This is a genomic window from Streptomyces sp. NBC_00582, assembly GCF_036345155.1.
Classification (GTDB): Bacteria; Actinomycetota; Actinomycetes; order Streptomycetales; family Streptomycetaceae; genus Streptomyces.
The window spans coordinates 1,982,083-1,994,392 of the sequence record NZ_CP107772.1 but is presented as its reverse complement, the minus strand read 5'-3'; the positions used below and the strand labels follow the sequence as shown (position 1 = coordinate 1,994,392).

At 67.9% G+C, this 12,310-nt stretch carries 5 protein-coding genes and 4 pseudogenes; 7 read left to right on the top strand and 2 right to left on the bottom strand.

All coding sequences use genetic code 11. The features are described 5' to 3' along the window. Positions 1–189 precede the first annotated feature (189 nt). Positions 190–1,269: pseudogene (locus tag OG852_RS08405) on the bottom strand (M1 family metallopeptidase); the annotation flags it as partial. Positions 1,270–1,396: 127 nt separating this feature from the next. Between OG852_RS08405 and OG852_RS08400 the strand changes: the two are divergent. The 3 genes from OG852_RS08400 to OG852_RS08390 are packed head-to-tail and all read left to right on the top strand — an operon-like array spanning position 1,397 to position 5,753. Then, complete coding sequence (locus OG852_RS08400) at positions 1,397–2,587, top strand: integrase (RefSeq protein ID WP_330347485.1); 1,191 nt, start codon at positions 1,397–1,399, stop codon at positions 2,585–2,587. After that, positions 2,584–5,187, top strand: a complete 2,604-nt coding sequence (locus OG852_RS08395; RefSeq protein WP_330347484.1) for a tyrosine-type recombinase/integrase — start codon at positions 2,584–2,586, stop codon at positions 5,185–5,187. Before OG852_RS08400 ends, OG852_RS08395 begins: the two co-directional genes overlap by 4 nt. After that, positions 5,184–5,753, top strand: coding sequence for a hypothetical protein (locus tag OG852_RS08390; RefSeq protein ID WP_330347483.1), 570 nt, complete (start codon positions 5,184–5,186; stop codon positions 5,751–5,753). The genes OG852_RS08395 and OG852_RS08390 overlap by 4 nt, the downstream gene beginning before the upstream one ends. Positions 5,754–6,037: 284 nt before the next feature. Here OG852_RS08390 and OG852_RS08385 read toward each other — a convergent pair. Then, positions 6,038–6,445 (bottom strand): annotated as a pseudogene (locus tag OG852_RS08385) (M1 family peptidase); the annotation flags it as partial. A 219-nt stretch (positions 6,446–6,664) separates the two neighbouring features. On the opposite strand from OG852_RS08385, the gene OG852_RS08380 reads away from it, so the two are divergent. The 4 genes and pseudogenes from OG852_RS08380 to OG852_RS08365 all read left to right on the top strand — a co-directional run. Then, the gene (locus OG852_RS08380; RefSeq protein WP_330347482.1) at positions 6,665–8,608 is read left to right on the top strand and encodes a Xaa-Pro dipeptidyl-peptidase; all 1,944 of its coding nucleotides are present in this window, start codon (positions 6,665–6,667) and stop codon (positions 8,606–8,608) included. 151 nt (positions 8,609–8,759) lie between these two features. Continuing rightward, positions 8,760–9,050: pseudogene (locus OG852_RS08375) on the top strand (transposase); the annotation flags it as partial. A gap of 606 nt (positions 9,051–9,656) precedes the next feature. After that, the gene (gene ltrA, locus OG852_RS08370; protein ID WP_330347481.1) at positions 9,657–11,183 is read left to right on the top strand and encodes a group II intron reverse transcriptase/maturase; all 1,527 of its coding nucleotides are present in this window, start codon (positions 9,657–9,659) and stop codon (positions 11,181–11,183) included. After that, positions 11,167–12,258: pseudogene (locus OG852_RS08365) on the top strand (IS701 family transposase); the annotation flags it as partial. The gene ltrA and the pseudogene OG852_RS08365, both read left to right, overlap by 17 nt. Between the last annotated feature and the right edge of the window lie 52 nt (positions 12,259–12,310).

Genomic DNA, 12,310 nt, shown 5'->3' with positions numbered 1-12,310 from the left:
GGACACGTGCGAGGGCGGGGGCTCCGGGAAGCCGCTGCCTTCGTCCGTGCCCCTACCCGGGAGTCGCCGGCCACGACCGTACGGACACCCGGACCCACGGGGTCCGGGCGCACCAGAGAGTGGACCACCCGTGAGCAAGGACGCCGTGCAGGGTCTGAGGAGCCGTCAGTTCTGCTCGCGCCGGCCGCCTCAGTGCTCGTGCACGCCGTTCGTCGCCTCGATCCTCTTCCACGACTTCGGCTGCACGGGGGCGGCAGAGGCCCGGGCGAGCGCCGCCGGTGCCGCCGGCCTCGTCGGCTGGAACAACCAGGTGTCGAACAGGGTGCCGAGCCGCTTGCCGGAGACCTGCTCGGCGTACGCCCGGAAGTCGGCGATGTCGGCGTTGCCGTAGGCGTGCGTCTGCGGCCAGCCCCTGAGGACCGCGAAGAACGCCTCGTCGCCGATCTCGTTCCGCAGCGCCTGCACGGCCAGCGCGCCCCGGTCGTAGACGGCGATGTCGAACTGCTTGTCCGCGCCCGGGTCACCCGGCTTCACGGTCCAGAACGGGTCGTCGGCCGGGTGCGAGGCGTACACGTAGTCGGCGAGTTCCCGCGCCGTGCCCTCGCCCTCGTGCTCGGACCACAGCCACTGCGCGTACCGGGCGAAGCCCTCGTTGAGCCAGATGTCCTTCCAGCCCTTGACGGAGACGGAGTCCCCGTACCACTGATGGGCCAGCTCGTGCACGACGACGGAGGTGTTGGAACCGTTCGCGAACTGCCGTGGGCTGTAGTAGACACGGGTCTGCGTCTCCAGCGCGAACCCGGTCGTGGTGTTCGGGACGTACCCGCCCGCCGAGCCGAACGGATACGGCCCGAAATAGCCGCTCAGCCAGTCGACGATCTCCCCCGTGCGCTCCAGGCTGGCCCGCGCCGCACCCTCGTTGTCGCCGAGGTCCTCGCTGTAGGCGTTGACGACGGGGACGCCCCCCTCCGAGGTGCCGGTGGTGACGTCGAACCTCCCGAGCGCCAGGGTGGCCAGATAGGTCGCCTGCGGCTTGGTCTCGCGCCAGGCGTAGCGCGTCCAGCCGAGCCGCGAGGTCGTTGACTGGAGCGTGCCGTTGGAGATCGCCCGCGTGCCGTCGGGCACGGCCACCGACACGTCGTAGGTCGCCTTGTCCAGCGGGTGGTCGTTGCTCGGGAACCACCACCAGGCCGACTCGGGCTCGTCCGCCGCGACCGCGCCGTCCGGGGTGCGGTGCCAGGTCGAGAAGCCGTACGCGCTCTTCGTCGACTTTTCCGAACGGCCCTTGCGTCACTTGATAGTCCGTCAGTAGGACATTTCAGCACGTTATGGACTGATTTACCGAACACCCTGGAACTCTTCCGTTACGTAGTCAACATGACGGACGGGAGCTGACGTGCGAACAGGGATGGTCCTGCAGGACCTGCGGGTCCAGACGGTTCCTGCGGGCGGTGGATGGGCGTACACGATTTTGTGGCCCGACGGCTTGGTCGACGAGGAGTCGGACGGGTTCCTACGTCAGTTCGATGGCTCGGGCACGCAGAAGACGTACGCGTACTGCCTCGTCGATCACCTGCGCTGGCGTGTTCGGGAAGGGCTGTCGACCGAGAAGGTGCGACTCCTGGACCTCCATCGCTACATGGGAGCGATCGGCGCGAAGGTGATGATGCCCCACGGGCAGCCGTGGCGGGTTCCGCCGAAGCGCCCCTGCGGGGACTCGGCGCTTCAGGTCGCCGCGGCGTGCCTGAAGGGCTTCTACCTGCACGTCTGCGCTGGTGGTGGGGTCAACGACGCGCTGGTGGCCGAGTTTGCCGGGAGGCGACTGCCGACGAAGGCCGACCGCAGCCGGGCCTTCCTGGGGCACGTGAAGAAGTCCATGCCGGCCAACCCTCTTGGCCCGAGCCGACCCGCCAAGCGCCGTCACCCGAAGATGCTGCCCGACGGGGCTCGGCAAGGCCTGCTGGGCGCCGTGAACACGGCTCGTGACCGGATGGTGGTGACCTGGCTGTCCGACACCACGATGCGGATCGGGGGGCTGGCGGGCCTTCACCTGTCCGATCTGCACCTGCGCGAGAATGCGGAGTGCGGGGACTGCAAGGCGCCACACGTGCACGTGTGCCATCGCAGGGGCAATCCCAACCGGGCAGCGGCGAAGATCAAGCCGGACTGGGCTGTGGTCGACGGCGTGGTGACCAAAGGGGAGATCTACCTGGTCAGCCCGGCAATGATCAGTAGCTACTTCGTCTACATGACCACGGAGTACAGGCGGTACGCCTCCGCGCACGGCATGCTGCTGATCCAGCTGGCGGGCCCCGCCCGAGGCGAGCCGTGGACCGCGGACGCGGCGCGAAGCGTGTTGCGCCGGGCGGGGCGCCGGGCCGGCCTGCCAGGACGGATCAAGCCGCAGGCATTCCGCCACCAGTTCACCAACGACGTCATGGACGTCACCGGCGGTGACAGCATGATCGCCAAGACGGTCGGCAACTGGGCGTCGGCCCAGATGGTCGACGAGGTCTACGGGCACCCGGACCTGCACTCCCCCGAGTTCGGCTCGGCCCTGCGGACGGTTTGGGGGGAGTCCGAGTGACCACACGCCTTCCGCTTCTTCCGATCGTCGGCGTCGGATCAACGTCGCCGACGCGCACGACCACCGACCGGCTCGAACTCCTGGAGACGCTGATCGCGGCCCCGAGATTCGATCCCGTGTTCCGCAGCGACGTGATCACGGTCGGCCCCGACCATCCAGCCTTCGGATGGCGATGCCGTGTCGCGGGATGCGAGCGGGGCCGTGAGACCACCCGGGAGTTCTGCAGCACCCACGACGGGGAATGGGGCGAGTGGCAGCGGGCGGGCGGGGACATCGTCGGGTTCAGGGACCAGGCGCAACCCCTGCAGCCGCGTGGGGGACGGGGTCGGACGCCCTGCCTGGTCTGCCCTCACGCCTTGGCCTATGGAGGCGAGGGGCTCTGCTACCTGCACACGGAGAACCTCGTCTCCTGGCAGGCTTACCAGCGTCGGAAGGGCAGGCCCGACGGCGTCGATGTGTTCCTGATCGGCCGGGAGCCGTATCCGGACTTCGGGAAATGCCGGGTGGTCGCCTGCTCGGACCCGGCGGCGCAGTGGCTCGGCTTCTGCGTTGTGCACGGGTCTCGCTACAAGGCGGCCGGCCTGCCGGGTGGAGCCCGATGCGGGGGTGCGGCCGGCAAGCACCTGCCGGCGGAGCGGCCGGAGGCCCTCTACGAGGACCGCGCGGCGTTCGAGCGCTGGTGCGTGCAGGAGAACCCGATCGCGCGGATGGACGGAAGGCTTTCCCTGCTCGGGCTGCGGCCGCTGGTGCGGGCGGAGATCAAATGGACGATTGTTCAGCACATCCAGGGCCCGACCGAGGGGGCTCACTGGCCGTTGACGTTCGTACAGCGGGTGGTGAACTACTGCCGGCTTCAGGATGTCTCCTCCCTGGCCGATCTTGATCTTGATCGGTTCCGGCAGGACTCCGTCAACGTGTCGAAGATCGCCAGGCGGATGCTCCGGTATCTGCAGTTGCTCTACTTCACGCGGGAGGACACGAAGGAGATCGGCTACATCGAGCTGGACCACTTCGGTGTCCGGCTCAAGCAGAGCGCGGGCCACGTCGATCTGACCGGGGTGTCGCAGCGGTGGCTGCGTGATCTTCTCTGGGAGTGGCTCGAAAACCGGCTGCTGACCGATCCGCCGCGGAGCATCACCCCGATCGCGAACCCCAAGCGCGGCTGCATGGAGTTGTCCGCCTTCCTGGAGAGCCGTGCTCCGGAGGGAGGCCACAACCCCTCGTTCCTGACGCGCCAGCACATGCTCGATTTCGTGGTCGACCAGCGCTACAGGGCGTCGCACGGACTGAAGTCCCTGGCCATCCACGACGTCCGCACGGGTGAACCCAATACGGTCAAGGCTGCGACCGTCAGCCGGGTGTTCGACGGAGCCCGGCAGGTCCTGCGCGCGGCGATGGAGAACGGCCGGGCGTCCCAGCTCGGAGTGGACAACGCGTTCGTCGTGGCTCTTCCCCACGGAGGGAACAGCCGGGGCGGGCGCCGCAAGCCGTTCTCCGACGAGATGGCCCGAGCACTGGCCAACGGGGCCAACCTGCAGCGTTTTGACGACATGGATGTCGAGGATCGTGGGTTGCGGCTGGTCTGGGAAGCGCTGGTACTGACCGGGCGCCGATGCGGGGAGGTTCTCGAAGTGAGGCTGGAGTGCATCGGCCGCTACAAGGGCTTGCCGATGTTCTGGCACGACCAGACCAAGGTCGGGAACATGGACGAGGGTATCCGCATCCCGGAGCGGCTCTTCCAGGCCATCGGGCAGCGCCAGGCCAAGACCATCGCCCGGTTCGTCCAGCGGCACGGCCGCCCGCCGACCGCGCAGGAGCGGTCGGAGATCGCCCTGTTCCCTCGGCGCGGAACCAACCGGTCACTCCTCAAGAGTGTCAGCTACGGATGGTTCCAGAGCCTTTTCAGTGACTGGGTGGCAACCCTCGATCTCGCTCATTGCGTCGCCCATCAGGCCCGCCACACCCTGGCGACCAACCTCCTCAAGGCCGGCGCGAACCTCACCCATGTGAAGCGCTATCTCGGCCAGGTCTCCGACGCGATGGCCGAGCACTACGTCCACCTCGCGAACACCGATCCCAAGCTCGAACAGGCTCTCAACGCCGTCTGGGTCGCAGGACCGGGCTCGGCGGAGCCGGGCCTGGTCCTGTCCGCCGGCGAGGACATGACCCGCGAACAGGCCGAGGCCCTTGCGATCGACCTCACCCGCCGTTCCACCCCCGCCGAAGGCGGGTTCTGCACCTTCCAGCCTGTCGTCAACGGTGATGCCTGCCCCTGGAACGTGGACTGCCACAACTGCGACAAGTTCGTCCTCTCCGGCGCCGACCTCGTCTACTGGCACCGCAAGCGCGAGCAGTGGCGCACGGTCGCCGAGGGCGCTGACGACCCCAAGGTTGCCGACTACCTCCACGACTTCTTCGAGCCCACCGCCCGCGCGATCGACGGCCTGGAGAAGGCCTTGGCCGCTGTCGGGCTCCTGGACGAGGCGCTCACCCTTGACCTCCGCCGGCCGCAGGACTACTTCGGCCGCGTCTGGAGCACGGCCTTCCGCGCCCAGGAACTCGCCCGCCACGAAGCCGAGACTGATGAGGAAGCCGCGTGAGGCCAGAATCCACAGCAGCAGCCATCGCGGCCCGCCGCACCCAGACCCAGCAGAAGCTGGAACAGGTCTCCACCGCGATCGGCCAGCTCCGCCGCGAACGCGGCCGGCCCACGATCCGCGGCATTGCCCAGCGCGCTGGCGTATCCGCCACGTTTCTCTACGAGAACACTGAGGCCCGCGTGCTCGTGGCGAACACCGTCACCGACAGCCGCAGCCGCCACGACCGTCAGGCCCAGCAGCAGCACGACCAGATCGAGGCGACCTGGCGCGAACGCGCGCTGAACGCCGAGGCCGAGCTCACTCGCACCCAGAAGGAGGTCCTGTCCCAGCGGCAGCGGATCGGCGAGCTCATGGGCCAGATCCGCGACTTCGACCAGATGGTCCCCGGCGAGTCACTTCAGTCCCTGACTACCGAGAACACCACCCTCCGGCACCGCGTTCAGCAGCTGACCCGCGAGCACCGGACCCTGCAGGAACGCCTCGAAGGCGCCCGGTCCAACCTCCGCTTCGCCGACAAGCGCGTCGCCGACCTCGAAGTCCAACTCCTCGAACAGACCAGGTCGTGACGAATCCCCCAGCCGTGATCCACCTCCACCGCGACCAGGCCGCCTCACTCGTCCGGCTGCTGCGAGAGCTGGAACGGTTCCTCGAGGAGTGCGGCGAAACCGTCGAAGCTGCAATGGCAACCCACTTCGGTCTCGACCCGGCCAGCGAGGCGTTCAGCGCCGCCTTCTCCCTCCACGCGGACACGATCGAGAGCGCACTGGGCACTGAGAACACCACGTCGCGAACACCTACGTGACGCATCACCCCAGGTCAGCAGCGTTGCATGCGCTTCGCCGTTCGGAAAACTGGACGGCACCCCGGAGTACCGGACGACGACGGTGAGAGCCGTCCCCTTCGCCAGCGGCGCCTTCGGGGTGACGACCAGTTCGTGCTCACCGGAACGGGCGAACGCGGCGGTCGCCCCGTTGACCCGCACCTCGCTGACGTCCAGGAGGAAGTCCAGGTCGAAGCTCGACAGGTCCTCGGTGGTCCGGGCGAGGATCGTCGCGGTCCCCGCCAGCTCGTCCGTGGCCGGACGGTACGTCAGCCGCAGGTCGTAGTGGGAGACGTCGTACCCGCCGTTGCCGTACGCCGGGTAGTAGGGGTCGCCGATGCCCGGCGCGCCGGGGGAGGCGCCCGCGGCGGACGCCGGGATCGCCAGCAGGACGGACGCGGCGGCGAGTGCGCCGGGCACGAGGAATCTGCGGTGCACGAGAGCTCCAAGTCGTGGGGGTACCAGGGCTGTTCGCAGCCTATTGAGTCCCTGTGCGCGGACCGCGTCCACCGCCGCCCCCGTCACACGATCGCCATTCGGCCGTCATGACCGCACCAACCGCACCGACGTGTTCCGGCCACACGAGGCGCCCGCGGTCACAGTCGGCTCACAGATGCCCTCTTCTGTGCGGGAGTTGACCGATGTACCGTCCCGCGCATGCCGAAACGCACGCGCTTCACGATCTGGAGAACGCTCGCGACCGCCGCCCTCACCCTGCTGGTGGCAGGCTTCCCGACCCCGGTGACCGCGCACGGCGCCCCGCGCGAGAGCCGGCCCGTGTACTCCTACGCGCAGGCGATCCGCGAGGCCGTCTGGGTCGACACCCGACTCGACGGCGACGGCGACGGGAGACACGACCGGGTCGCCGTCGACATCGTCCGCCCCCGCGAACCCGCCGCCCGGGGCCGCAAAGTCCCCGTCATCATGGACGCCAGCCCCTACTACTCGTGCTGCGGACGCGGGAACGAGAGCCAGCGCAAGACGTACGACTCCGCCGGGAACGTCGTCCGGATGCCGCTGTTCTACGACAACTACTTCGTGCCCCGCGGCTACGCCTTCGTCGGCGTCGACCTGGCCGGCACCAACCGCTCCGACGGCTGCGTGGACGTCGGAGGCCGCTCCGACATCCTCTCCGCGAAGGCCGTCGTCGACTGGCTGAACGGCCGCGCCAGGGCCTACACCACCCGCACCGGCACCACCACCGCCGAGGCGACCTGGACCGACGGCAGCACCGGCATGATCGGCAAGAGCTGGGACGGCACGATCGCCAACGGCGTCGCGGCCACCGGAGTGAAGGGCCTGAAGACGATCGTCCCGATCTCCGCGATCTCCTCCTGGTACGACTACTACTTCTCCCAGGGCGCCCCCCTCTACGACTCCGGCCCCGACTGGCTCTCCGACTACGTCGACAGCCCCGACGCCCGCGCCAGGTGCGCCGCCGTCCAGCGCAAGCTCGTCGAGCAGGCCCCGCGCACGGGCGACCGGACGTCCCTGTGGACGGAACGGGACTACGTCAAGGACGCCCGCAAGGTACGGGCGAGCGTCTTCCTCGTCCACGGCATGCAGGATCTCAACGTCCGGACCCGGCACGTCGGCCAGTGGTGGGACGCCCTCGCGAAGAACGGCGTCGAGCGGAAGATCTGGCTCTCCCAGACCGGCCACGTCGACCCCTTCGACTTCCGGCGCGGCGCCTGGGTCGACACCCTGCACCGCTGGTTCGACCACGAACTCCTCGGCTACGACAACGGAATCGACCGTGAGCCGATGGCCGACGTCGAGCGCCGTCCCGACCAGTGGGCCACCTCGAAGGTCTGGCCGCCGCGCGGCACTCGGCCCACGACCCTGCGCCCCGCCACCGGGACCCGGCCGGGCGTCGGCACACTCGGCCTGCGCAAGGGCACCGGCACCGAGACCTTCACCGACGACCCACGGCTGAGCGAGACCGACTGGGCCGCGCAGATCGACACGCCCACCCCCGCCAAGGCCGGCTTCGTCACCGGGGCGCTCACCCGCGATCTGCGCCTGGCCGGCTCCTCACAGGTCACCGTCACCGCCACCCCGAGCACCCCGACGGCCCACCTCAGCGCGGTCCTCGTCGACGTCGGTCCCGACACCGTCCGTGACTACGCGGCGGCCGGCGAGGGCATCACCACCCTCACCGACCGCACCTGCTGGGGCGAGAGCACGGCCGGCGACAGCGCCTGCTTCAAGGAGACCGCGGCGAAGACCGCCGACGTCGCGTACACGGTCCTCAGCCGTGGCTGGGCCGACCTCGGCACCTACGCCGATCCCGGCAAGGGCGTCCCGCTCACCCCGGGCGGGCGGTACACGATCACGCTGGGCCTGGCCGCGACGGACCACGTCGTACCCGCAGGTCACCGGCTCGCGCTGATCGTCGCGGGCACCGACAAGGACCTCATCGATCCGCCTGCCGATACGCCCGCGCTGAGCGTGGATCTGGCTCGCACGTCGGCCAGGGTGCCGTTCGTGGGAGGCAGCGCCGCGTTTGCGGCGGCGACCTCCGGGTCTGCGCAGGGCGGGGCCGGCTCCGGTCCGTTGGACGGTGTCCGTGCGCCGCGCGGGGCGTACCGGATTCCGTAGGGGCCGGTGCGTGTGGTCGGCCGGCTGCGGGTTCGTTGTGGCGTGTCGCGCAGTTTCCCGCGCCCCCCTAGTAGGGCTTGGTCATCTTCACTCGTGGGTGGAGTGTCTGCTGGCCCATGAGGGTCGTTGGGGTGGTGTGACACCTGAGGAGATGGCCGGGGTCCGGGAGGACCTGGAGGCATTCGCTGCGGAGTTGTTCGACGGGTTCTTCCGTGCGGACCAGCGGCGGTGGGGGCAGGCGTATGTGCGCGGGCTGCTACTGGACGGCCGGCGCAAGTCGGTGGAGCCGATGGCGGCCCGCCTCGGTGAGGACGGCAACCGGCAGGCCCTGGCCCACTTTGTGACGACGAGCCCGTGGGATCCGGCGCATGTGCGGGCCCGGACGGCCTGGAGAATGCAGGAGGCGATCGGGGCGGAGGCGTTGATCGTCGACGACACCGGTTGTGCGCCACGAGGCGCTGAGGAATCGAGCGGGAGGGAGAACCCGCCGCTGGTCATCGCAGTGACTGGCTGAAGCTGGAGGCAGGCGGAACCCTGGGTTGGGGTGAAGCTGGAAGCGGCCTCGACAACGTAGGGGCGAACCGAGACCACCAGATGGTTCGTGCCCGCAAGCGAAGACGGAATGGGTGCAAGGAAACTGAACCGGTGGTTGAAGCCCCGTGAGTCGTCAGCGGTCTGCCAAATCTGGTGGATGGACCGCGCTGCAGTGCTGGAGAGTGCTCTATCCGGTGGCCTCTCCTCTCCTGACGTCCTTAGCTTGTGGCACGTCGGGAGGCCCGGACCAATCCTGCGATATGCGGTCCGTGGCGATGCTGCCGGGGTAAAGCCGGGCACCGAAGCCGTCGCAAAGATTCTCAGTGAACGTGGGAAGCGATCTGGCATCGCCCTCCCCGTCCGGCAGCCGGCCGGGCGGCGGGCAGGCGCAATGCCCGCTGATGACGCCAGATCGTGGCGGAGTCGCCGTAGTACTCAGAGGCCGGGAAAGCCGGTCACACGGGAAAGGGCGGCAGCGTGATAGCAGCAGGACTGCTGTCGGGGAGGAACGTTGTTGAATAACGACGTGCCGTCGACAACAACTTGGCCGGGCAGTATGACGGCTGAGCGACGGGTACTCGATCACCAGATCAAGCTGCACCGATGGGCAAGGGCCGAACCGGATCGCCGGTTCGATGATGTATTCAACTTGATCTGTGATCAGGCCACATTATTGGTGGCCTGGGAACGGGTCTCTGGCAACCGGGGTGCCAGGACAGCGGGCGTGGATGGGGTCACCCGTTATCACGTCGAGGAACGTCATGGATTGATTCCGTTCCTGGAGGAGCTTCGCTCTTCGCTCAAGGACGGGTCTTTCACGGCGCTTCCGGTCAAGCAGGCGGTGATTCCCAAGAAGAACGGAAAGGTTCGTTACTTGGGTATCCCGACTCTGCGCGACCGGGTGGCGCAGATGGCTCTCAAGCTGGTCCTGGAACCGATCTTCGAAACCGATTTCTATCCATCCAGTTACGGATACCGGCCTGGACGTCGGGCTCAGGATGCCATCGCCGAGATCCACCACTTCACCAGTAAGCCGTCGAACTACGAGTGGGTCATCGAGGGCGACATCAAGGCTTGCTTCGACAACGTCGATCACCACGTCCTAATGGACCTGGTGGCCGAGCGCGTCAAGGACCGCAAGGTTCTGCGGCTGGTCAGCGCGTTTCTGCGGACCGGAGTTGTCGAATTGCAGGGTGGATTCGCGGAGTCCCTCACCGGAACTCCGCAAGGAGGAGTCGTCTCACCGCTGTTGGCGAACATCTATCTCTCCGTCCTGGACCGGCATTTCTCGCGGATCTGGGACATCGAGATGACCCCGGCCTGGCGTCGGCAGCATCGGCGTCGCAAGGGACTGCCGAACTTCCGGCTGGTGCGTTACGCCGATGACTTCGTAGTGCTTGTGCACGGCACGAGGGAAGAGGCTGAAGCACTGAAGACGGAGATCGGTGTGCTGCTGGCCAACAGGCTGAAGATGACCCTTTCGGACGAGAAGACCCACATCACACACATCGACGACGGGTTCGTCTTCCTGGGCTTCCACATCCAGCGCAGGCCCTGGGGCGGAGGTCGTCGTGTTGTGCTCACCATTCCGGCCAAGCAGGCTTTGGCATCGGTGATGCACAAGATCAAGAAGTTGACGGGGCGTGGTATGACCTCGCTCTCGTTGGAGGAGGTGCTGCGGGCGGTCAACCCGGTTCTTCGGGGCTGGGCAGCCTATTTCCGCTACGGCGTCTCGAAGAAGACGTTCTCGTACCTCGGCTGGTACGCGTGGCGGAGAATGAATCTCTGGATTCGCCGCAAGCACCCCCGCATGACCTGGAAACAGATGCGACGCCGATATTTCCCAGCGGACAGCATCGCAGAGGGCGGGATCGTTCTCTACAACCCGGCGAAGATGAAGGTCGAACGCTACCGCTTCCGCGGAGCGCAGATCAGCACGCCCTACAACATCGACGAGGTCGATCCACGCGGGGCTCGCTTCCGCCGGACCAGCCACGACGATGTGGCCTTCGTCGGTCAGGTCAGTGAATACCTCGCCTGATCCATCGGATCACGTGGAGAGCCGGATGCTCGGCCAACGGGCACGTCCGGTTCGGCGGGCGGGGATGGGAAAACCGACACCCGAGAGGGTGCATGGCGTCCCGTCCCCGACCCAACTCTTGAAGGACGGGGACGCCTCGGCGTGTGTGTCGCGGCAGTACACCGGCACCGCGGGCAAGGTCACCAAATGCCAGGTCGGGGTGTCGCTGCATCTGGCCCGGGATCATGCCTCGGCTGCGGTGAACTGGCGACTGTTCCTGCCCGCGTCCTGGGATCCGGCCTCTGCGGAGGCGGACCCGGACAAGGTCGCCCGCCGCACCCGCTGCGGCATCCCCGACCGGGTGGGGCATGTGGAGAAGTGGCAGCTGGCCCTGGACATGATCGACGAGACCCGGTCGTGGGGCATCGACATTCCCCTGGTCGTCACGGACGCCGGTTACGGGGATGCCGCCGCTTTCCGCCACGGCCTGGAAGAACGCAACCTGCCCTATGTGGTGGGCATTTCCTCCCGCCACACCGCTCATCCGGCCGATGCCCGGCCCGTCCAGCCCGCTTACGCGGGCACTGGCCGGCCACCGGCAATGCAGTACCCCGAGCCTGCGCAGACCATGAAAGAGCGGGTCATCGCAGCCGGGCGGGCAGCTGCCAGGCCGGTGTCCTGGAGGGAAGGCTCCCGGCCCGGCAAGTCGATCAGCGCCTTCAAACGCATGTACTCGCGGTTCGTGGCGCTACGCGTGCGACCCGCCGGACGAGGCGTCCGCAAGACCAGCGACGGTCCTGAACTGCCCGAATGCTGGCTGCTGGCCGAGTGGCCCGCCACTGAACCCGAACCGGTGCAGTTCTGGCTCTCAGACCTGCCCTCCGGGATGCCGCTGGCCACTTTGGTGCGGCTGGCCAAGCTGCGCTGGCGCATCGAGCACGACTACCGCGAGATGAAACAGGCCCTGGGACTTGCCCACTTCGAGGGCCGCACCTGGAACGGCTGGCACCACCACGTCACCCTCGTCTCCGCCGCCCACGCCTTCTGCACCCTGCAACGACTGGCACGAGACCCAAAAGACGCCGTGCAGGCCTGAGCCTCTACCAGGTCGTCCGCGACCTCCAGACACTCCTCGCCACCTGGAACGG